This window comes from Azospirillum lipoferum 4B (assembly GCF_000283655.1).
In the GTDB taxonomy this organism is placed as follows: Bacteria; Pseudomonadota; Alphaproteobacteria; order Azospirillales; family Azospirillaceae; genus Azospirillum; species Azospirillum lipoferum_C.
Genome location: NC_016622.1, coordinates 1,285,552 through 1,306,067, shown reverse-complemented (window position 1 = coordinate 1,306,067; position 20,516 = coordinate 1,285,552). Strand labels below are relative to the sequence as shown.

Genomic DNA, 20,516 nt, shown 5'->3' with positions numbered 1-20,516 from the left:
TCTGAGTATGAGCAAGGACAATCGCGCGGCCGCCGTTCCGGGCGACGTTTCCGCAGCATGGAATACGTCGGCCGGGGGGACGGCGGAGCGCGTCGGCGTGATCGATATCGGGTCCAACTCGATTCGACTCGTCGTCTATGACGGGCTGACCCGCTCGCCACTCGCCCTGTTCAACGAGAAGGTGCTGTGCGGCCTTGGCCGCGGCGTGGAGAAATCGGGCCTGCTGAACCCCGATGGCGTCGGCCAGGGGCTTGCCGCGCTGGAACGCTTCGCCACGCTGGCCCAGGGCATGCGCGTCGGCCGGCTGGACGTGATCGCCACCGCCGCGGTGCGCGACGCCCAAGACGGCGCCGCCTTCGTCGATGCCATCCGCCGCCGTGCCGGCCTGACCGTCCGCGTCATCAGCGGGGAGGAGGAGGCGCGGCTGTCCGCCATGGGCGTGCTGTCCGGCACCCCCGGCGCCGACGGCCTCGTCGGCGACCTCGGCGGCGGCAGCCTGGAACTGGTGACGCTCGACCAGGGCGTGATCGGCAAGCAGGTGACGTTGCCGCTCGGGCCCTTGCGGCTGATGGAGGTCGGTGCTTCCAAGGGCGGGCCGGTCAAGCTGATCGACCAGCAGCTGGAATCGCTGCCCTGGCTATCGGCGATGAAGGGCCGGCCCTTCTACCCGGTGGGCGGAAGCTGGCGCGCCATCGCCAAGCTGCATATGGAGCAGTCCGGCCATCCGCTGCACATCATCCACCACTACACGATCCCCGCCGCCGACGCGCGGGAGTTCACCGCCCTGATCGGCCGGCAGAGCCGCTCGTCGCTGGAGAAGATGGCGGGGTCGCGCCGCCGGCTCGACACGCTGCCCTTCGCCGGGCTGGTGCTGGAGCGGCTGCTGCGCATCGCCCAGCCGTCGAAGCTGGTGTTTTCCGCCTACGGCCTGCGCGAAGGCCACCTCTATTCGCTGCTGTCGCCGGAGGGGCAGCGGGAGGACCCGCTGATGGCCTCGGCCGCTGATTGGGCAAGGCGCTTCGTGCGGATGGGCGACCCGGCTCTGCTGATGTCCTGGACCGCCGGGCTGTTCGCTGGCGAGGACGACAATGCCATCCGCCTGCGCCATGCCGCCTGCCTGCTGAGCGATGTCGGCTGGGCCGACCACCCCGATTACCGGGCCGAGCACGCCTTCCTGCGCGTTCTGCGCTACCCGTTCCCGGCACTGGACCATGACGAGCGCGCCTTCCTGGCGCTCGCCGCCCATGCCCGCTATTCGGGGACCATCGATGTGCCGCTGACCGCGCCGGTGCGGACCCTGGTGACGGAAGGGCAGGGGATGAAGGCGCTGGTGCTGGGCTTGGCACTCCGCCTCGCCCACACGCTGTCGGGTGGCGCCACGGCTCTGCTGGAGCGGACCAGCCTGAAGGTCGGTGACGGCCGCATTGTGCTGACCCTTCCCGACGATGGCAGTGTGCCGTCCGGTGAAGCGGTTCAGCGCCGCATCGACGCGCTGGCCAAGGCGATGAACGTGAAGGGCGACGTGGTGCAGCCGCTGCGGCCGCAGGCGGCGGAGTAGGGCGGACAAGCATGCGGATCGGGCCGCCCTCCGCTGGTTGGCGGGCGGCCCTGGTCCGTCAGGTTCTGGTTATGGAAACGCCGCCGTCGACCAGCAGGGCCGTCCCGGTCGTGAAGTTGGAGGCGTCCGACGCCAGATAGAGCGCCGACTGGGCGATCTCGCGCGGCGTGGCGAGGCGTTTCAGCGCGTGAAGCCCCTGGACGAAGGCCAAGGCCTCCGGCGTGTTGGACACCGCCCGGCCCATCGGCGTGTCGGTGCCGCCGGGCAGCAGTGCGTTGGCACGGATGCCAAGGGGTCCATATTCGGCGGCGATCACCCGCATCAACCCGATCAGCCCGGCCTTGCTGGCCGCATAGGCGCCCATGCCTGGAAAGCCGACGGTATGGCCGACGAAGGTCGAGGTGAAGATCAACGACCCGCCGCCGCGGGCGAGCATCGCCGGAATCTGGTGCTTGGCGGCGTGAAAGGCGCTGGTCAGGTTGGTGTCGACCACGTCCTGCCAATTTTCTGCCGTCATGTCGGGAATCGAGCTCTGGGCGCCGGTGGTGCCGGCATTGTTGAAGGCGATATCCAGTCCTCCGAAGCGCCGCATCGCGACCGCGACGGCTTCGCGCGCGACATCGGCGTCCTTGACGTCGCCGGCAACCACGGCGGCTTCGGCGCCAATGTCCCGGATGTCCTGCGCTAGGCGTTCCAGTTCGCCGATCCGTCGCGCCACCAGCACGAGCTTGGCGTCGTGTTCGGCGAACAGCAGCGCCGCTTCGCGGCCAATCCCCGAACTCGCGCCCGTGACGATTGCAATTTTTCCAGCCAGTTGTCCCATGGCCATCCTCCGTTGCGATGAACGGCCCGAAATTCGCGAAGCTGGGCCATGGCCGGCTATCCGGTTCTTGCTTTCGAATTCGCAAGGTCGGAACTGCCCTGCTCGGTCCGGATGGCGGCAAAATTTCCATAATCATCCTTATGTGTTTTTCACACCCCTTTTGGCCAGGGTCAGGATGGCCGCTCTCCGATCAGGCCGCGCGCCACCTCCAGGCAGGCGTCGCGGCCGGGCTGGAAATCCTCGGCGATCCACCAGCCTTCGATGCGCTTCAGCATCTCGCCGACGGCCGGGCCGCGCGGGATGCCGAGCTCCAACAGGTCGCGGCCGGCAATCGGCAGGCGCAGGTTCGGCAGGTCGCCGGCCACGGACATCGCCGCACGCAACGCGGTGAGGTCGAGCGGGCCGTCATGGATGGCGGCGGCAATCAGGAGCAGGTCGCCGAACAGCTCGCCGTCGCCGATGCGGTACAGTCCCTGGCGCAACGCCTTGCGGTCGTCGGTCGGCGCCAGCGCGACCGGCGGCTCGACGAGCGCCAGCAGCCGGTCGCGCTCATGGTTGGACAGCCGGAGCGCTTCGGCTGCGAGCAACGCTCCCGGTCGGTCGCTGTCGAGCACCGCGGCCAGCCGGCGGGTGGGATCGGGCGTGATGCCGAGGTCGCGCTCGACGGCGATCAGCCGGTCCAGCCGGCCGGTGTCCATCGCCTCCGGCAGCAGATGGGCCATGATCCCCTGCCCCATCATCAGCCGCCAGACCGCCGCCGCGCAGGGCGCGGTCAGCAGGCGAAACAGCTCCCCCCGCACCCGTTCGCCGGACAAGGTCGGCAGGCGCGGCGCCAGTTCGCGGCAGGCGGCCAGTGCCTCGGCATCGGGCTCGCCGCGGCCGTAATGGGCGTGGAAACGGAAGAAGCGCAGCAGGCGCAGCACATCCTCCTCGATCCGCCGCCGCGCCTCGCCGACGAAGCGAACGCGCCCGGCGGCAAGGTCGGCCAGACCGCCGAACGGGTCGAACATCGCGCCGTCCGGCGTGCAGCTCAGCGCGTTCATGGTCAGGTCGCGGCGGGCGGCGTCCTCCACCCAATCGTCGGTGAACTCGACGCGCGCATGGCGGCCATCCGTCTCGACATCGCGCCGCAGCGTGGTGATCTCGTAGGGTTTGCCGCCGCACAGCGCGGTGACGGTGCCATGGGCGATTCCGGTCGGGATGACGCGGATCCCGGCGGCCTCCAGCAGGTCCATCACCCGTTCCGGCGGCGCATGGGTGGCGATGTCGATGTCCTTCACCGGCCGGCCGAGCCACGCATCCCGCACGCAGCCGCCGACGAAGCGCGCATCGGCGCCGCCGGCATCGAGGGCGGCGAACACCGCCCGGCTTTCGGGCGCGGTCATCCAGGGTTGGGGGGACAGGCGTGCGGCGACGGTCATGACGCGGCGACGCTACCCCATTCCCAATGCTTCTTCCACCGCCGTCGCCGCGGACATCAGAGCGGACCGGAGGACGCCCCGCCCTCCCCGGCCTCGCGTGCGGCAGCACCCAGCACGTCACGCAGGTTCACCAGCATGCCGGCGGTCGCGCCCCAGATGTAGCGCTGCGGATAGGGGAAGGCGTAGAACCAGCGCGGCTTTCCCAGGAATTCGCGGCTGTGGCGCTGCGGATTGGAGGGATCGAGGATGAAGGACAGCGGCACCTCGAACACCTCCGCCACCTCGGTCGGGTCGGGAGTCAGGATGAAGGGCGGCGACACCACCCCCACCACCGGCGTCACCCGGAACCCGGTGCGGGTGACATAGGTGTCCAGCCGGCCGACGATTTCGATCCGTCCGCGCTCCAGCCCGATTTCCTCCGCCGTTTCGCGCAGCGCGGTATCCTCGGGACCGTCGTCCTCCGGCTCCATCCGGCCGCCGGGGAAGCTGATCTGGCCGGCATGCGCGCTGAGCGTCGCGGTGCGCTGGGTGAAGATGACGGTCAGTTCCTCCGGCCGGTCGACCAGGGGGACCAGCACCGCCGCCTCGCGCAGGGTCGTCGGCAGTCCGAACTCCGGATTCAGGTCGTGGTCGCCGCGGATTTTGGCCGCGTGTTTCGGCGCCATCCGGTTGGACCGGACCGCGTTCTCCACCGCCGCGTCAATCATCTCAACGGGCATCTCACCGGGCGTCCCATCGGCGCTCATCGCCGGGAAGCGCCGGCGGACCTCCTCCAGGCTCAGTCGCCAGGCAGCCTGCCCAGCGCGAAGAAGACCTTGTTGCTCCATAGACCCACCTCGGACTCGCCGGTTTCGGTGCGGCGCGTCTCGCTGCGCTCCACCATGTCGTAAAACACGGGCCGCAGGATACGCGCCTCCAACCGGCTTCTGATCTGGATGTAGGGTGCCGGCTCCCCGGTTTCAGGGTTTACGGCCACACGGATCGGGTGTTCGGGGCCGGCTTCGACCCGATGGTCGAGGTTGGTGCGGAAGGACAGGACCTGATCGGCCCCGCTGCCCGCAACCGTCATCTCCACCGCCACGAACGGCGCATCCTCCACCACGATCCGGCCGCGCTCGACCGGCGTGACCAGCCAGTAATCGCCGTCGTCCTCACGGCGAAGGACGGTTGAGAACAGCTTCGCCAGTTCGATCCGGCGGATCGGATCGCCATTGTGGAACCAGGTGCCGTCGCGCGCAATGCGGATGTCGTATTGCTCCAGCGTCGGCGTCCGGCCCAGGGCTGCCGGCAAGTCCGGCGGCGTTTCCTGAACGGTTGGCCCATCTGCGCGCTTGTCTTTCGCCATCGCGTTACCGACCTTCATGGGATTGGGAACCATTTTGTCCCCGGACATGCGTATTTTCGCCACACTCGACCGTTAGGTCCACACCAATGGTCCGCCGGCCCTACCCGCTCCGTCGGCGGGATCCGGAAAATGGGTGTCGACAACGCGCAGGAACAGGGCCAACCATGCGGATCCCGTGTTTCCCGTCGCGGACGACCGCGACTGCCACGCCGAACCGGCCCATCGACGGGCCAGCCCATCATCGGGGGAGCAGCAGACCTTGAGCGCACAGGACATCCTGAGGGGGCAGCCACCCGTGCCGGAGGACCCGCAACGGCTGATGGAGGAGATCGAGGCGCTGGGCGATCGTCTGGCGTCCGTTCGCGACCGCATCGGCCGCGTGATCTTCGGCCAGCAGGAGGTGATCGACCGCACGCTGGTCACGCTGCTGGCGGGCGGCCATGTGCTGCTGATCGGCGTTCCCGGCCTTGCCAAGACGCGGCTGGTGGAAACGCTGGGCATCGTGCTGGGCCTCGCCGAGAAGCGCATCCAGTGCACGCCCGACCTGATGCCTGCCGACATCCTGGGCTCCGAAGTGCTGGAGGAGGGCGACAACGGCCGCCGGTCCTTCCGCTTCCTGCCCGGCCCGGTGTTCAGCCAATTGCTGATGGCCGACGAGATCAACCGCGCCAGCCCGCGCACCCAGTCTGCGCTGCTGCAGGCGATGCAGGAGCATCGCGTGTCGGTCGCCGGCCAGTACCATCCCCTGCCCCAGCCCTTCCACGTCCTGGCGACCCAGAACCCGCTGGAGCAGGAAGGCACCTATCCGCTGCCGGAAGCCCAGCTCGACCGCTTCCTGATGCAGATCGACGTCGAATATCCGGACCGCGAGGCGGAGCGCCGGATGATGATCGCCACCACCGGCTCCGCCGACGAGCGCGCGGTGACGGTGCTGTCCGCCGCCGACCTGCAGGCGGCTCAGCGTCTTGTGCGCCGCGTTCCGGTGGGCGAAGGGGTGGTCGACGGCATTCTCGATCTCGTGCGCCGCGGCCGGCCGGAAATGTCGGAGCTGATGGAGGTGCGCCAGCATGTCGCCTGGGGTCCCGGCCCGCGCGCCAGCCAGTCGCTGATGCTCGCCGCCCGCGCCCGCGCGGTTCTGGACGGCCGGCTGTCGCCCTCGCTGGACGATGTGGTGGCGCTCGCCAAGCCGATCCTGAAGCACCGCATGGCGCTGAACTTCGCCGCACGGGCCGACGGGGTGACGCTGGACGACGTCATCGACCGCCTCTGCGCCCCCTTGATGTGACCCCTCAGCGGAGCCGCGATGCCGCGTAGCCCTCAGCAGAAGACCCCGGCGGCGACGACGCTGCTTGCCCGGCATCGCGCGGAGGAGCTTGCCTCCGCCCTGCCCCCGCTCCTGGTCGCGGCGGAGCGGGTGGCCGCCACCGTCGCCCAGGGCGTGCACGGCCGGCGCCGCGTCGGGCTGGGCGAGACCTTCTGGCAGTTCCGCCGCTACCAGCCCGGCGACGCGCCGTCGATGATCGACTGGCGCCAGTCGGCCAAGACCCAGCCGGTCTATGTGCGCGAGAATGAATGGGAGGCGGCGCAGAGCGTCTGGCTGTGGCGCGACCGCTCGCCCTCCATGGATTTCCGCTCCGCAGCCGGCCTGCCGACCAAGCGCGAGCGGGCCGACCTGCTGACGCTCGCCACCGCCGTCCTGCTGGCGCGCGGTGGCGAGCGGGTGGCGTTGCTGAACAGCGGCGTGCGCCCCGACCATGGCAAGACCGCCATCGACCGCATCGCCCGGCTGATGACCGACCCGCGCGCCGCCGCGTCGCCGGATCCCCTGCCGCGGGTGGAGCCCCTGCCCCGCCATGCCCAGACCGTTCTGTTCGGCGATCTGCTGTCACCCCTGGTGGAAATCCATGCGACCGTCGCCGGGCTGACCGGGCGCGGCCTGCGCGGCCATCTGGTCCAGATCCTCGATCCGGCGGAAGAGACGCTGCCCTATGACGGCCGCGTCGATTTCCATGGGATGGAGGGCGAGCAGAACCTGCTTGTTCCGCGGGTGGAGGCGGTGCGCGAGGCTTACCGCGAACGCCTGAAGGCGCAGCAGGACGGTCTGGCTGCGCTGGCCCGCACCGCAGGATGGAGCTTCGCCGTCCACCGCACCGACCGTTCTCCGCAATCGGCGCTGCTCACCCTCTGGGGTGCGATGGCGATGGAGGCGGTGTGAAGCGGCGGCCGGCGAACCCAGTCCCGCACTCCTCATCCTCCCCGCGCAGGCGGGGATCCAGGCTTGCCCTCGGCACCACGCAGCCCAAGGTCTGGATCCCCGCCTGCGCGGGGATGACGGTCGCTTACGGCCGCAGGCACTTGTGGCTTGCGCGGCCGATCCCTTCCCCCTCTTGAAGACGCGCCAATGCTGGGTCTCGGACCGATCGCCTTCGCCGCCCCCTGGGTCTTGACCGCACTGGCCGCCTTGCCGGTCCTGTGGTGGCTGTTGCGCGTCACGCCGCCGGCGCCGCGCGCCGTACAGTTTCCCGCCATCCGCCTGCTGCGCGACCTTACCGCGCGGGAGGAGACGCCGGCCCGCACCCCCTGGTGGCTCCTGCTTCTGCGCCTGATCGTGGCGGCGCTGATTATCCTGGCGCTGGCCGGGCCGCTGCTGAACCCGCGGGCGGCGCTGCCCGGCGGAGGACCGCTGCTGCTGGTCGTCGACAATGGCTGGGCCTCCGGCCGCGACTGGCCGACGCGCAAGCGCACGATGGACGAGATGATCGCCCAGGCCGAGCGCCAGCAGCGCCCGGTCATCCTGCTGCCGACCGCCCCGCCGGCCGACGGACAGCCGATCCATGCCAGTGCCGTCCTGCCCGCCGCCGAGGCTCGCCGTCTCGCCCAGGCGCTGGCGCCCCTGCCCTGGCCGACCGACCGCGCCGCGGCGCTTGAGGCCTTGAAGCCGGTTGCCGCCCAGACGAATGGCGGCGGCTCCATCCATGCGGTCTGGCTCAGCGACGGTGTCGGCGACGGCCGGGCTGCGGCGCTGGCGGCCGGGCTGCAGCGGCTGGGCTCCGCCGATGTGCTCGACGATTCGGCCGAGCGCCCCCCTCACCTGCTGCTTCCGCCGTCGAGCGAGGGCACGGTGCTGACCGCCCGCATCGTCCGCGCCGACCCGTCGCGGCCGGAGCCGGTGACCGTCCGCCTCACCGCCGCTGACGGCCGCTTGCTGACCCGCCAGACCGTGGCCTTCGAGCCCGGCCAGAAGATTCGCGAAGTGCGGCTGGACGTGCCCACCGAGCTGCGCAACGACGCTGCCGCCCTGCGGGTGGAGGGCGACACCACCGCCGGCGCCACCGTGCTGCTGGACGAGCGTTGGCGCCGCCGCCCGGTCGGGCTGGTCTCCGGCCGGTCGGAAGGGGAAAGCCAGCCGCTGCTGTCCGACCTCTATTACCTTGAACGCGCCCTGTCGCCCTACAACGAGGTCCGGCGCGGCGACACGCTGGACCTGCTGAAGCGCGATCTGGCCGTGCTGATCCTGTCCGACATCGGCGCCCTGACCGGCAGCGAGGTGCAGGACATCGAGGATTGGGTGAAGAAGGGCGGCGTGCTGCTGCGCTTCGCCGGGCCGCGTCTGGCCCAGCATGCCGACACGCTGGTGCCGGTGCGGCTGCGCATCGGCGACCGCGCGCTCGGCGGCGCCCTGTCCTGGTCGGAGCCGGCGCGGCTGCAGCCCTTCCCCGCCAAGTCGCCGTTCGAAGGGCTGACGATCCCCGCCGATGTCCAGGTCAACCGGCAGGTTCTGGCCGAACCGGCGCTGGATCTGGCCGACCGCACCTGGGCACGTCTGGCCGACGGCACACCGCTGGTGACCTCGCAGAAGCGCGGGGACGGCTGGATCGTGCTGGTCCACACCACCGCCAATCCGGACTGGTCGAACCTGCCGCTGTCGGGCCTGTATGTCGACATGCTGCGCCGGCTGGTGGCGCTCAGCGGCGGCGTGACGGGCACGGCGGCGACCACCTCGCTCGACCCGGTCGAGGTGCTGGACGGTACCGGGCGGCTCATTCCGCCGCCGCCCACCGCCTTCCCGATTCCGGGCAATGCCGGCGCCGACGTGATCGGCCCGCGCCACCCGCCGGGCTTCTACGGGACCGACGATGCCCGCCGCGCCCTGAACCTGTCCTCCGCCGTAACCGCCATCGATCCGCTGCCGCCGATGCCGGCCGGCGTCGGCCGCGACGGCTATGGCGGCCGGGGCGAGGTTCCGCTGAAGCCATCGCTGCTGGCCGCGGCGCTCGCGCTGTTGTCCATCGACCTGCTGATCGCTCTGGCGCTTCGCGGCCTGCTGCGCGCGCCCCGCCTGCGCCGTGGAGCGGGCGGAGCGGCGGCCGGGCTGCTGCTGGCGGTCGCGCTTGCCGCCGCTCCGCAGCCGGTCCGGGCGCAGGATCAGGACAATGCGGTGAAGGTGACGGCCGAGACCTATCTCGCCTATGTCCAGACCGGCGACAGCGGCGTCGACGACACCTCCCGCGCCGGGCTGGAGGGGCTGGTCAGCGTGCTGAGCCTGCGCACGGCGGTGGAGGCGGCGGGAGCGGTCGGCGTCGATCCGGAGCGGGACGAACTGGCCTTCTACCCCCTGCTCTACTGGCCCGTCTCCGACCGGCAGAGGCCGCTGTCGGACCGGGCGCGCCAGCGGGTCAACGAGTACATGCGCAGCGGCGGCACCATCCTGTTCGACACGCGCGATCAAGCGCCGGGCGGCGGTTCCGGAACCCTGCAGCGTCTGGTCGAGGGGCTGGACATTCCGCCGCTGGCCCCGGTGCCGCAGGACCATGTGCTGCGCAAGTCCTTCTACCTGCTGACCGACTTCCCCGGACGCCACGCCGGCGGCCAGCTGTGGATCGAAGCGCGGGAGGGGCCGGCGAATGACGGCGTCTCCTCCGTCGTGATCGGCGGCAACGACTGGGCCTCCGCCTGGGCGGTCGGCCGCAACGGCCAGCCGATCTACGCGGTCATTCCCGGCGGCGAGCGCCAGCGCGAGATGGCCTATCGCTTCGGCGTGAATGTCGTGATGTACGCCCTGACCGGCAACTACAAGGCCGATCAGGTCCATGTGCCCGCCATCCTGGAAAGGTTCGGCCAGTAATGCCCGTCGATCTGCTCTCCGGACTTTCGGTGGCTCTGGCGCCGCTGCTGCCCTGGCCGGTGCTGGGCGCCCTGATCGGCTTTGCCCTGCTGGTGGTGCTGGTCGCCGCCCTGCGCCGGGCGCGCGGCACGCTGCTTCGCCTGCTTGCCGTGATCGTGCTGGCGCTGGCCCTGATCAACCCGTCGCTCGTGCAGGAGAAGCGCGACCCGATCAAGGATGTGGCGGTGGTCGTGGTCGATGATTCGCCGAGCCAGGCCATCGGCGACCGCCGCGCCCGCACCGACCGGGCGGTGGAACAGCTGACCGAGCGGCTGAAGCGCTTCGACGACCTCGAGGTTCGCGTGGCGCGCACCGGCGACGGAGCCGAGACCGGCGGCACGATCAACGAGACGCATCTGTTCGACGCGTTGAACCGCGCGATGGCCGACGTTCCGCGCCGCCGCATGGCCGGCGCCGTCTTCATCACCGACGGTCAGGTGCATGACGTCCCGCAAGTGCCGGGCAAGCTGGCCGACATCGGCCCCGTCCACACCCTGCTGACCGGCGACCGCAATGAGGGCGACCGCCGCATCGCCATCGTGCAGGCGCCCAACTACGGCCTTGTCGGCAAGTCGGTGGAGTTGACCATCCGCGTCGACGACATGCCCGGACGCCAGTCGCCCGACGCCGCGGTAACGCTGCGCCAGGACGGCGGCGCGCCCGGCACCATCCGCGTCCCTGTGGGCCGCGACGTGCGGGTCGACCTGCCGGTCACCCATGGCGGGCAGAATGTCCTGGAGCTGGAGGTGGAGGCGGCCAAGCAGGAGCTGACGCTCGCCAACAACCGCGCCGCGGTGGTGGTGAACGGCGTGCGCGACCGGCTGCGCGTCCTGCTGGTGTCCGGCGAGCCCCATGCCGGCGAGCGCACCTGGCGCAACCTGCTGAAGGCCGACCCGGCGGTCGATCTGGTCCATTTCACCATCCTGCGCCCGCCAGAAAAGCAGGACGGCACGCCGATCCGTGAGCTGTCGCTGATCGCCTTCCCGATCCGCGAGCTGTTCGAGGTGAAGCTCGACGAGTTCGACCTGATCATCTTCGACCGCTACCGCCGCCGCGGCGTGCTGCCCCAGATGTATCTGGAGAACATTGCCGACTATGTCCGCAAGGGCGGCGCCCTGCTGGAGGCATCGGGTCAGGGCTATGCCTCGCCGCTGTCGCTCTACCGCACGCCCCTGGGCGCTATCCTTCCCGCCGTCCCCAGTGGGCAGACGGTGGACCGCCCCTTCCTGCCGACCGTCACCGAAATCGGACGCCGCCATCCGGTGACCGCCGGCTTGCCCGGCGACCGCATCGATGCGCCGCCGACCTGGGGCCGCTGGTTCCATCAGGTCGATGTCGCCCCCAACGGCGGCACCGTGGTGATGCAGGGCGCCGACAACCGCCCGCTTCTGCTGCTGGACCGCGTCGGCAAGGGCCGCGTGGCGCAGTTGGCCTCCGACCAGATCTGGCTGTGGAGCCGCGGCTTCGAAGGAGGAGGTCCGCAGGCGGAGCTTCTGCGCCGCCTTGCCCATTGGCTGATGAAGGAACCGGAGCTGGAGGAGAACGATCTGCGCGCCCGTGTGGACGGCAACCGCATCACGGTGGAACGCCGCTCCCTCACCCCGGATCCTCGCTCGGTCACGCTCACCGACCCGTCCGACCAGACCAGCACGCTGCAACTGGCCGACGACAAGACCGGCCGGGCCATCGCCACGGTGACGGCCAGCGCGCCCGGCATCTACCGCATCTCCGACGGGGAGCGGACGACGCTGGCCGTGGTGGGGGCGGTCAACACGCCCGAACTGGCCGACGTGCGGTCCACCGGCGACCGGATGCAGCCGGTGGCCGAGGCGACCGGCGGCGGCATCCACTGGGTCACCGACACCGACAGCGGTCCCAATCCCGGCATCGAGGTGCGCCGGACCCAGGCCGACCGCAGCCAGAGCGGTTCCGGCTGGATCGGCCTGCGTGCCAACGGCGACTATACGGTGACCGGCGTGACGGAAGTGCCGCTGCTGCCGGTCGGTGCGGTTCTGGCCCTGGTGCTGGGCGGCCTGCTGATGGCGTGGCGCCGGGAGGGACGCTGACCTGTAGCGAGGCTGATTTCGCTGCGAAAATTTTTCGAAAACAGCCTGTTGCGTTCGGCCGGGCTTCCGATTATGGTGCCGCTCCTTCCGGCGATACGAGTTGATCGCCGCGCCGGTTGGGGCGTCGCCAAGCGGTAAGGCAGCGGTTTTTGGTACCGCCATTCCCAGGTTCGAATCCTGGCGCCCCAGCCAACTTTCCTCCCTTTTAAAATTTGTGAACGCCGGCCTGCACGTTCAGCAGACAGCCGGCTCTGCCCGTTCCCGCCGGTCGAGCGCGCCGCTCGCCAGCGTCAGGACCAGCCCGCCCAGCACGAACAGTCCGCCGACCCAGGGCGTGGCGCCGAGGCCGAGCGGTGAGGACACCACTTGCCCGCCGAAGAAGGCACCCGCGGCAATGCCGAGGTTGAAGGCGGCGATATTCATCGCGGATGCCACATCCACCGCACCCGGTGCGTGGCGCTGTGCCAGTTGCACGACATAGAGCTGGAGCCCGGGGACGTTGGCGAAGGCCAGCGCACCCATGCCGGCCAGCGTGATCAGCGCCGGGATCTTGGCGTCGGCGGTGAAGGTGAAGACGATCAGCACCAGCGCCTGCAGGGCGAACAGCCGGGCCAGCGCCCGCACCGGCCGGCGGTTGGCGAGCCTGCCGCCGACGACGTTTCCGACGGCGATGGCCGCGCCATACAGAACCAGCACGAGGCTGACGGTGGCGCTGGAGAATCCGGTGATCGTCTCCAGGATCGGCGCCAGGAAGGTGAAGGCGACGAAGGTGCCGCCATAACCCAGCGCTGTGATGGCGAAGGCCAGCAGAAGCCGCGGCTTCGCCAGCACCCCCAGCTGTGCGCCCAGCCCGGAGGCCGGCGGCTGGCTGAGACGGGCCGGCACCAGCGCGGCGACACCCAGGCCGCCGACGATACCCAGCGCCGAGACCGCCAGGAAGGTGGCGCGCCAGCCGAAAGTCTGGCCGATCCAGGTGCCGAGCGGCACGCCGGTGACGATGGCGATGGTCAGGCCGGAGAACATCATGGCGATGGCCGAGGCGCGCTTGTCCTCCGGCACCAGATCGGCGGCGATGGTCGACCCGACGGAGAAGAAGACGCCATGGGCGAAGGCGCTCAGCACCCGCGCCACCAGCAGCGTCTCATAGTTCGGGCTGACGCCGGCCAGCAGGTTGCCGGCGACGAAGACGCCCATCAGACCGAGCAGCAGCGGCTTGCGCCGGACCCCGCCGGTCAGGGCGGTCAGGACCGGCGCACCGAAGGTGACGCCCAGGGCATAGACGCTGACCACCATCCCCGCCAGCGGCAGGCTGACGTTCAGGTCGTTCGCCACCGTGGGCAGAAGGCCGACGACGACGAACTCGGTCGTCCCGATCGCATAGGCGCTGATCGCCAACGCCAGCAGTGCGAGAGGCATTTCAAAGATCTCCATTTCCGGAAGGACTGTTCCGGGGAGACCATGTGCGCCATAAGGTTCGGAACGGGAATGCCCGCCGCATTCCCATGATTTTGTCATCCAGTGACAAGGTTGATGGAAGGATGACCCCGTGAGCGATCCTCGTGCCTGGGAAATGCGGGTGTTCCTGCGGGTGGCCGCCCATGGCAGTTTCAGCGCCGCCGGGCGCGACGTCGGCATGACGCCCTCCTCCACCGCCAAGCTGATGACGCGGCTGGAGGAGCGTCTGGGCGTGCGGCTGGTGGAGCGGTCGACCCGGAAGCTGCGACTGACTGCGGAAGGTGAGCTGTACCGCGAGCGGGCGGAGGCGTTGCTGGGGGAGATGGACGCGCTCGACGCCGAGATCGCCGGCGGAGCCCGCGCGCCGACCGGACTGATCCGGGTCAACGCCTCCGTCCCCTTCGGACAGCATTGCCTGCTGCCGCTGCTGCCGGACTTTCTAAGCGATCATCCCGGCATCACGATGGACGTGACGATGACGGACGAGGTGGTGGACCTCTATGCCGCTCGGGTGGACGTTGCCTTCCGCGCCGGTCCCCTGAGCGATTCGGCGCTTCTGGCCCAGCGGATCGGCGTGGTGCGCCGGCGGATCGTCGCCTCCCCCGCCTATCTGGAGCGGCGGGGCGTGCCGCAGAGCGCGGCCGACCTGGAGGCGCACGACTGCCTGGGCTTCAATTTCCGCCGTGCGGCCGCGGTCTGGCCGCTGAAGTCCGGGGGGCGGCTGGTCGACCGCGAGGTGCCGACGCGCATCCTGGCGAACAATGGCGAGACGGTGCGGCACATGGCGCTGCTGGGCCTGGGGCTGGCGCGGCTGGCCGACTATCACGTCCGCGAGGATCTGCGCGACGGGCGGCTGGTGGCGGTGCTGGACGATGTGCTGGTGGACATGGAGGACATTCACGCCGTCTACACCGGCCGCGACCGTGCCCCGCGCCGTGTCCGCGCCTTCCTGGACCACATGACACCGCGCCTGCGATCCATGCTGGCGGAGTGACCGCGGGACAGTTCCCGTTCCGGAAAACGACATCGCGGAAACGATATCGCCGAAAACGACATCGGCCGGATGACGGGCATCCGGCCGATGGGGCGTAGCGTTGGGGCGTTCGGCCTCAGAACGGGATTTCGTCGTCGAGGTCCTCGTGACGGGGCGGAGCGCCGCCGCCGCTGCGGCCGCCCGACGAACCGCCGCCGTAGTTGCCGCCGCCGCTGCCGCCACCATAGCCGCCGCCGCTTCCGCCGCCGCTGCCACCGCCACGCGATTCGTAGCCGCCGCCACCGCCGCCATAGCTGCCGCCGCCGCCTTCTTCACGGGCGCCGCCGGTGAAGTCGATTTCAGCCACGCGGACCGACAGGCCGGCACCGCGGGTGCCGTCGCGCTTCTCGTATTCGCGCAGGGTCACCTCGCCCGACACGACGACGCTCTTGCCCTTGGTCAGGTGCGGAGCGAGCGACTCGGCGCGGCGGCCCCAGATGGAGCAATCGACCCATTGGGTCGTCTTGCGATCGCCGAAGCCGACGTCATTGGCGACGCGGAAACCCAGCACCTTCTCGCCGCTCTGGGTCGTGCGCAATTCGCCGTCCGCGCCCAAGCGTCCCGTAAACGTCCAAACATTCATCGCTCGTTGCTCCTAAGCGCGAGTGTCCCAGCATCCATGCCGACCCGTCAGGATGCCCGGCGGAGGCACCCAGATGCCGAGGGTTCCCATTCGCAGGGCCGGCTGTTCACAATCGCGACCATCCCCCCGGTCCCGCGCAACGAAGCACGAGGGACCGACGCCGGTCAACCGCCGTCGGAAATGCCCTGGCGATCCCCGGACCGGCGCACTCGCCCTGCCGTTCCGGACCAGAACACTCCATGAACAAATATAGCAGAGCAGCAGGCGCCGGAAAACCGTTTCCTTCGAAGTAGCGCCGGTTTCCGGTCAGCGCAGACGCCGCGCCGCCAGATCCAGGGCCACTTTCAGCTGGGCATGGGAAAAGGGCCGGTGGACGACACCGAGCGGATAGGTCTCGGTGATGCGAGCCATGGTGCCGTGGTCGCTGTTGCCGGACAGGAAGATGCAGCGCAGGCCATGGTCCAGATTCAGCCGCCGGGCCGCCGCTATGCCGTCACCGCCGCCGAGCCGAACATCGAGCAGCGCCAGATCCGGCCGTTCGCGCAGAGCGAGATCCGCTGCTTCCGCCTCGGTCCGGGCGACGCCGCAGACGGTATGGCCAAGATCGCTGACCACCACCGACAGGGCGCCGACGGTGGCCTCGTCATGCTCCACCACCATCACGCGCAACGGTTGCCCGGGTGCGCGGGTACGATAGGTTGACTGGGGTTTGGCGATGGCGTCGATCCTGAGCATGCGACCGACCTCCGGAGCTTACGGCGTTGAGCGACAAGCGGCGTATTTTGGTAAAATTGCGTTTACCACTACACCGTTTGTACTACGCCACCCCGATTTTGCAAGTTCAATCGTTCAGGATCTGACCTTTTTCGTCCACCGGTGCGGAAAGACATCACCTCGAGTCGGAGAGAATCGCACGGCAGCAACCATGCCCTAGACCGGATCAACGCCCGGATCAACGCCCGAATCAGCGGCCGGCCGGGCCGAGCCAGTCGATGCCACCGGGCGGACGCGGCCTGCCGGTTCCAGTGTTGCGCATCGCCGCCGCCCTCGACGGCGGCGGTGGGGGAGCCGGTTCGCCGGCGAGCCAGGCGGCCTGGGTGTCGGCAGTGGCGGTGGTGGCGGCGGCAGATGCGTGCAGGTCCGCAGCCGGGCGGAACGGCTCGACCGCCGGAGCCGGCGTGGTCGGTGCCGCCAATGCCCTCTGTCCCGGCCGGGCCGGCATGTCGGCCGGCGCTGGTGCGGTATGTTCGGATGGCGGGAGGGGGGCCATGGGTTGCGGCCGCGACGGCGGCGCTTCCTCTTCCCAAGCCCCGTCCGGGGCGGGCGGCGGCGTGGATGGGCGCAGGCGTGGTGCCTCCGCGGCGCCCAGCCAGGAGGGACGCTCGTCGTCGGCAAGCGGTCCGGTGCGGGTATCGAGTTGCCGCGCCTGCTCGCGGATCTCCAGCAAGGTGGTAACCGCGAGTTGCAGAAGCGGGGCCAGAACCATGGGATCGGCCATTTCCTCCGCACTCAGGGCGGCGAATCGGTCGCGCACATCCTCGACCGCCTGTTCGACGCCGTCACGCAACGCGCCAGCCTCGTGGGCCAACCGCTCCAGATCCTCGCGCAGGGCAGAGATCTCGCAGGCCTGCCGCAACTCGTGGAAGCCGATTCCCGCCCCCAGCGCGGATGCGGATCGCCGGTCCCGTGACGAACCAAAATCGTGAGGCATCCTGCCCAACCCCGGTTCCAAGCCCAGCCCAGTGAAAACGCACGTCGCAACGAAAACAGCCGACGTCCGTATTGCAAACCGCGCAACCGGACGGCGGTTCCAAAAGCCGACGTCATGGCGCTGTCCGCCGGAACGTCGGCGAAGTTGCCGCACGTCACGGCCGGCGCCCCCGGTCGGAGAGCGATGTTTAGCGCCGTTGATGTCGTTTGGAAACCGTTTGCGCGTGATGGCCGCTTGTACTATTTTTTCGGCCCCAGGGGAATGGATTCCTTGTGATCCAACGTCCGGGCGCCTCCCCCCCGCCATTTCATCTTGCCGGAATCCCATACGGTGTCGATCGACCGCTCGGAACTTGAACGGCTCCTTGCCGATCGCCCGGCTGGCAACCGCAGCGCCATGCAGGCGGTGCGCGAAAGCTATGCCGATATCGGGCTGATGCGCGAACGCGGTCTGTCCTGGGCCGAAATTTCCGATCTGCTGGCGAAGCTGGGCATCACTGCCCGCGACAGCCAACCGATCTCGCCGGTCACCCTGCGGTCGGCCTTCTTCCTGGTCGGGAACGAGGGGCGCGGCGAGGCCGCCGGGGACGACGGCGGTGCCGCCGCCGCCATGTCGGCGGAAACCCTGGCCGCCGTCCACAAGGCCGCGCTGTCGGCCGGCAGGACGGACGAGGGCGAAGGGGAAGGCGAAGACGGCGAAGACGAGGAGACCGGCGGGACCACCGCCTCCGATCAAGGCGAAGAGGCCGTCGCGGTGTCCGCCGACGCTTCTCCTGCCCCGCCACCGGTGGAGACGCCCGAAGCCGAAGCGGAGCCGGCAGTCTCCGCTTCCGAACCGGCTTCCGAACCCGCTTCCGAACCGGCTTCCGAGGCCCCCGTCACCCCTGTCCCGAACCTGCTGGCTCCGGCGGCCACGGAAGCCGACGATGAACCGGCGGCCCCGGAACCGGTGGCCCTGGAACCGGTGGTCGAAGCGCCGGCGTCCGAAGCGCCGGAACCGGACGGCGCCGGTGAGGTGAAGGCGGAAGAGGCGCAGGCCCCGGAACCGACACCCGAGCCGGCACCCGAACCGACACCCGAACCGGCCCTGCGGCCGGCTCCTCAACCGACGTCCACGGCGGCCGCGCAGAACACCGGCTCCTTGATGTCTCCCCCGATGCACCAAGACGACTCAACAAACGTACACTGGAAAGGCGATCGCATGCTGGGCACGATCTTCGTCCTCAATGACCGCGGCGGCGTCGGCAAGACGCTGCTGTCCCATCACCTGATGGCGACCGCCATGCTGGAAGGCCTGCAGCTGAAGGTCGTCGAGTACGAGGTGAACGAGCGTCTCGCCCGCCTGTTCGGCCCGGACGTGGTCGAACACCGCCGCATCACCCAGGACTTCATGAACATGATGGGGTCGGGCGACGGCTTCTACGAGTTCTGGGACCTGATCGGGCCGGAGTTGCAGCGCGGCGGCCGGCTGTATGATTTCGGCGGCAACATCTCGCAGTGGTTCTTCAACTGGGCCGAGGTGTCGGGCTTCGACTATTATGTCGGCGACGGCGAGCGGCTGACCTTCATGGTGCCGGTGACCGTCGATCTGGCCTCGCTGTCCACCGGCATGACCACGCTGGAGCGGGTGGCGACCATCGCGCCGAAGGCCAAGCGCGTCCTGGTGGAGAACGGCTTCTCCGGTCCCTTCTCGCAGCTGGAGGACAGCCAGTATGCCCGCCGCAAGGCGGAGATGGTGGAGCGCGAGGGGCTGCAGGTCATCTCCATGTCGCCCTGCACCGCCCCGGCCTGGGCCCGCCTGACCGGGCACCGGATCGATCAGGTGGCGACCATGACCCGCGAGGATCTGGTGAAGCTGGGCATGACCCCGCCCGTCGCCTCCCGCTCGCTGATCATCATCCATGAATGGCTGCGCAACATGCGTCAGGCGCTGTCGCCCTATCTGCACGACGCCTTCCGCCAGACCCCGGCGACCACCAAGGCGCGCTGAGGTCCGCAGGGATGTCGACCGAAGCCCTTCTTCCCCCGCGGGAGAAGGGCTTTTCCTTTTGTCCGGGATCAGGCCGCTGCGTTGCGGGCGGCGCTCGCGCTGTAGAGGTCTTCCTTCACCGCCGCCACCGACTTCACCTGATAGCCGGGCCTTGCGCTGAACCGGCGGCTGGCGCGTTCGGCGGCCTCGCGCTCCGATTCCGCCCAGACCAGATAGTCGCGTCCGCGTGCCCATTCGACGGCCAGCGGATGGGCGGCGTCGATCTCGCCGATCTGCTGGTTGACCATGGTGACCAGCCATTCCTTGTCGCCGGGGTTGCGGCGGTCGGTCAGGATCAGGATTTGCGGGCGGCGGCGGCTCTGCGCCTCGGTCAGGCGCTGTTGCACCTCGACCTGCTTCTTGCGCAACTCCACCATGTCGCGCACCAGCTCCTCGATCTCGCCATGGAGGCTCTCCTCCTCCCGGTGCAGGCGGTGGATGGTCGCGTCCAGCTTGTCCAGCGTGCCGCGGACGCCGCGGACGCGCTGCCGGGCCTGCGACACCCGCTGCTCGACCGACAGCAGAACGTTGCCGAGCCACGCGCCGATGGCGATGATGCCCAGGATGATGATGAAGTTGATCATCATGTGGCGGCACCGGAAGTGGCGGCATCGGAAGTGGCGGAATTGGCCTTGGCGCGCGCCGTCGCCGGGGGCTGGGGCGCCCCACCCTTCCCGCCGCCGCCCTTCACGCCGCCACCCCGCGCGTCGCCGCGCATGAACGACTTCTGGAAGCCCAGTTTGAAGGGAAAGGCGACGTCGACCATCTGCTTGGCCTCGTCGAAGCTGGAGGCCCACACCTCCGCCACATTGGCGCAGCGCCAGATGGGGTTCACCGGTCCGCGGTCGCCGGCGGCTCTCGCTGCGGCCGACGCCTTTTCCTGCGTGACGGTCGCGACGAACTTCATCAGGCCGGACTGCGGATCGCCGACCTCATGCACGAACAGCGGCGGCTGTTCCGCCAGATCCCTGATCTGCTTTTCCGCCTTGCGGATATCGGTTTCCAGCCGGTGCCGTTCGGAAGACTGACTGTTGCGGCGCTGGACCAGGTTGTTGACGCGGTTCTGAAGCTCATGCGCCTCGGCATGCAGCACATAGACGCGGTTTTCGATCTGCTCCAGCCCGCTGCTCTTTTCCAGGATGTTCGGCAGGAAATCCTTCAGCATCATGGCGACCGGGACGGCGGCCAGCATGATGATGACGATGGCGATCAGGAACAGCGTCGTGTTCGACATCCGCCCGCCCGTTCTCCTCCGGAAATCCGCATCGACCGACCTGCCGGAATCGGCGCGGTCTGCACCGGTGCGGATCTTCGAAGATCAACGAACAA

17 protein-coding genes and 1 tRNA gene are annotated in these 20,516 nt (G+C 69.5%); 8 read left to right on the top strand and 10 right to left on the bottom strand.

Annotation, left to right across the window (positions count from 1 at the left end):
- Positions 1-7: 7 nt before the first annotated feature.
- Positions 8-1,558: a Ppx/GppA family phosphatase gene (locus AZOLI_RS06000; protein WP_014247704.1), complete on the top strand. Its 1,551-nt coding sequence runs from the start codon at positions 8-10 to the stop codon at positions 1,556-1,558.
- Between the two features lie 58 nt (positions 1,559-1,616).
- Here AZOLI_RS06000 and AZOLI_RS05995 read toward each other — a convergent pair whose 3' ends face one another.
- The 4 genes from AZOLI_RS05995 to AZOLI_RS05980 all read right to left on the bottom strand — a co-directional run bounded on the left by AZOLI_RS05995 (position 1,617) and on the right by AZOLI_RS05980 (position 5,195).
- Positions 1,617-2,381, bottom strand: a complete 765-nt coding sequence (locus tag AZOLI_RS05995) for an SDR family oxidoreductase (RefSeq protein ID WP_014247703.1) — start codon at positions 2,379-2,381, stop codon at positions 1,617-1,619.
- 170 nt (positions 2,382-2,551) lie between these two features.
- The gene (locus tag AZOLI_RS05990; protein WP_014247702.1) at positions 2,552-3,802 is read right to left on the bottom strand and encodes a CCA tRNA nucleotidyltransferase; all 1,251 of its coding nucleotides are present in this window, start codon (positions 3,800-3,802) and stop codon (positions 2,552-2,554) included.
- 56 nt (positions 3,803-3,858) lie between these two features.
- Positions 3,859-4,548: a CoA pyrophosphatase gene (locus tag AZOLI_RS05985; RefSeq protein ID WP_014247701.1), complete on the bottom strand. Its 690-nt coding sequence runs from the start codon at positions 4,546-4,548 to the stop codon at positions 3,859-3,861.
- A gap of 32 nt (positions 4,549-4,580) precedes the next feature.
- On the bottom strand, positions 4,581-5,195 hold the full coding sequence (locus tag AZOLI_RS05980; RefSeq protein WP_244442533.1) for a DUF1285 domain-containing protein: 615 nt from the start codon (positions 5,193-5,195) through the stop codon (positions 4,581-4,583).
- Between the two features lie 271 nt (positions 5,196-5,466).
- Between AZOLI_RS05980 and AZOLI_RS05975 the strand changes: the two genes are divergently transcribed.
- From AZOLI_RS05975 to AZOLI_RS05955, 5 genes are all read left to right on the top strand, one after another.
- The gene (locus AZOLI_RS05975) at positions 5,467-6,432 is read left to right on the top strand and encodes an AAA family ATPase (protein ID WP_044549782.1); all 966 of its coding nucleotides are present in this window, start codon (positions 5,467-5,469) and stop codon (positions 6,430-6,432) included.
- A gap of 18 nt (positions 6,433-6,450) precedes the next feature.
- Positions 6,451-7,362, top strand: coding sequence for a DUF58 domain-containing protein (locus AZOLI_RS05970; RefSeq protein WP_014247698.1), 912 nt, complete (start codon positions 6,451-6,453; stop codon positions 7,360-7,362).
- A 186-nt stretch (positions 7,363-7,548) separates the two neighbouring features.
- Entirely contained in the window at positions 7,549-10,272 is a 2,724-nt protein-coding gene (locus AZOLI_RS05965) for a DUF4159 domain-containing protein (protein WP_014247697.1), read from the top strand.
- On the top strand, positions 10,272-12,377 hold the full coding sequence (locus AZOLI_RS05960; RefSeq protein WP_014247696.1) for a glutamine amidotransferase: 2,106 nt from the start codon (positions 10,272-10,274) through the stop codon (positions 12,375-12,377). Before AZOLI_RS05965 ends, AZOLI_RS05960 begins: the two co-directional genes overlap by 1 nt.
- Before the next feature lie 117 nt (positions 12,378-12,494).
- A tRNA-Gln gene (locus AZOLI_RS05955) sits at positions 12,495-12,569 on the top strand.
- 42 nt (positions 12,570-12,611) lie between these two features.
- Here the strand turns inward: AZOLI_RS05955 and AZOLI_RS05950 are convergent.
- Complete coding sequence (locus AZOLI_RS05950) at positions 12,612-13,793, bottom strand: MFS transporter (protein ID WP_014247695.1); 1,182 nt, start codon at positions 13,791-13,793, stop codon at positions 12,612-12,614.
- A gap of 130 nt (positions 13,794-13,923) precedes the next feature.
- Between AZOLI_RS05950 and AZOLI_RS05945 the strand changes: the two genes are divergently transcribed.
- Complete coding sequence (locus tag AZOLI_RS05945) at positions 13,924-14,826, top strand: LysR substrate-binding domain-containing protein (RefSeq protein ID WP_014247693.1); 903 nt, start codon at positions 13,924-13,926, stop codon at positions 14,824-14,826.
- 115 nt (positions 14,827-14,941) lie between these two features.
- Here the strand turns inward: AZOLI_RS05945 and AZOLI_RS05940 are convergent, their stop codons facing one another.
- The 3 genes from AZOLI_RS05940 to AZOLI_RS05930 form a co-directional block, all read right to left on the bottom strand.
- Positions 14,942-15,403 (bottom strand): single-stranded DNA-binding protein, encoded by a 462-nt coding sequence (locus tag AZOLI_RS05940; protein WP_244442532.1) that lies wholly within the window; start codon positions 15,401-15,403, stop codon positions 14,942-14,944.
- Positions 15,404-15,754: 351 nt separating this feature from the next.
- Positions 15,755-16,183, bottom strand: coding sequence for a response regulator (locus AZOLI_RS05935; protein WP_014247691.1), 429 nt, complete (start codon positions 16,181-16,183; stop codon positions 15,755-15,757).
- 229 nt (positions 16,184-16,412) lie between these two features.
- Positions 16,413-17,159, bottom strand: a complete 747-nt coding sequence (locus AZOLI_RS05930) for a hypothetical protein (RefSeq protein ID WP_065814224.1) — start codon at positions 17,157-17,159, stop codon at positions 16,413-16,415.
- Positions 17,160-17,489: 330 nt separating this feature from the next.
- Between AZOLI_RS05930 and AZOLI_RS05925 the strand changes: the two genes are divergently transcribed.
- On the top strand, positions 17,490-19,148 hold the full coding sequence (locus tag AZOLI_RS05925; RefSeq protein WP_014247689.1) for a hypothetical protein: 1,659 nt from the start codon (positions 17,490-17,492) through the stop codon (positions 19,146-19,148).
- A gap of 68 nt (positions 19,149-19,216) precedes the next feature.
- Here AZOLI_RS05925 and AZOLI_RS05920 read toward each other — a convergent pair whose 3' ends face one another.
- On the bottom strand, positions 19,217-19,774 hold the full coding sequence (locus tag AZOLI_RS05920) for a hypothetical protein (protein WP_014247688.1): 558 nt from the start codon (positions 19,772-19,774) through the stop codon (positions 19,217-19,219).
- Positions 19,771-20,421, bottom strand: a complete 651-nt coding sequence (locus AZOLI_RS05915) for a hypothetical protein (RefSeq protein WP_014247687.1) — start codon at positions 20,419-20,421, stop codon at positions 19,771-19,773. Before AZOLI_RS05915 ends, AZOLI_RS05920 begins: the two co-directional genes overlap by 4 nt.
- Positions 20,422-20,516: the final 95 nt, after the last annotated feature.

Coding starts and splice junctions, on each gene's coding strand:
- AZOLI_RS05970 (WP_014247698.1), top strand. CDS start 6,451: ATGCCGCGTAGCCCTCAGCAGAAGACCCCGGCGGCGACGACGCTGCTT.
- AZOLI_RS05915 (WP_014247687.1), bottom strand. CDS start 20,421: ATGTCGAACACGACGCTGTTCCTGATCGCCATCGTCATCATCATGCTG.
- AZOLI_RS05920 (WP_014247688.1), bottom strand. CDS start 19,774: ATGATGATCAACTTCATCATCATCCTGGGCATCATCGCCATCGGCGCG.
- AZOLI_RS05980 (WP_244442533.1), bottom strand. CDS start 5,195: ATGTCCGGGGACAAAATGGTTCCCAATCCCATGAAGGTCGGTAACGCG.
- AZOLI_RS05950 (WP_014247695.1), bottom strand. CDS start 13,793: ATGCCTCTCGCACTGCTGGCGTTGGCGATCAGCGCCTATGCGATCGGG.
- AZOLI_RS05975 (WP_044549782.1), top strand. CDS start 5,467: ATGGAGGAGATCGAGGCGCTGGGCGATCGTCTGGCGTCCGTTCGCGAC.
- AZOLI_RS05995 (WP_014247703.1), bottom strand. CDS start 2,381: ATGGGACAACTGGCTGGAAAAATTGCAATCGTCACGGGCGCGAGTTCG.
- AZOLI_RS05990 (WP_014247702.1), bottom strand. CDS start 3,802: ATGACCGTCGCCGCACGCCTGTCCCCCCAACCCTGGATGACCGCGCCC.
- AZOLI_RS05985 (WP_014247701.1), bottom strand. CDS start 4,548: ATGAGCGCCGATGGGACGCCCGGTGAGATGCCCGTTGAGATGATTGAC.
- AZOLI_RS05935 (WP_014247691.1), bottom strand. CDS start 16,183: ATGCTCAGGATCGACGCCATCGCCAAACCCCAGTCAACCTATCGTACC.
- AZOLI_RS05960 (WP_014247696.1), top strand. CDS start 10,272: ATGCCCGTCGATCTGCTCTCCGGACTTTCGGTGGCTCTGGCGCCGCTG.
- AZOLI_RS05965 (WP_014247697.1), top strand. CDS start 7,549: ATGCTGGGTCTCGGACCGATCGCCTTCGCCGCCCCCTGGGTCTTGACC.
- AZOLI_RS06000 (WP_014247704.1), top strand. CDS start 8: ATGAGCAAGGACAATCGCGCGGCCGCCGTTCCGGGCGACGTTTCCGCA.
- AZOLI_RS05930 (WP_065814224.1), bottom strand. CDS start 17,159: ATGCCTCACGATTTTGGTTCGTCACGGGACCGGCGATCCGCATCCGCG.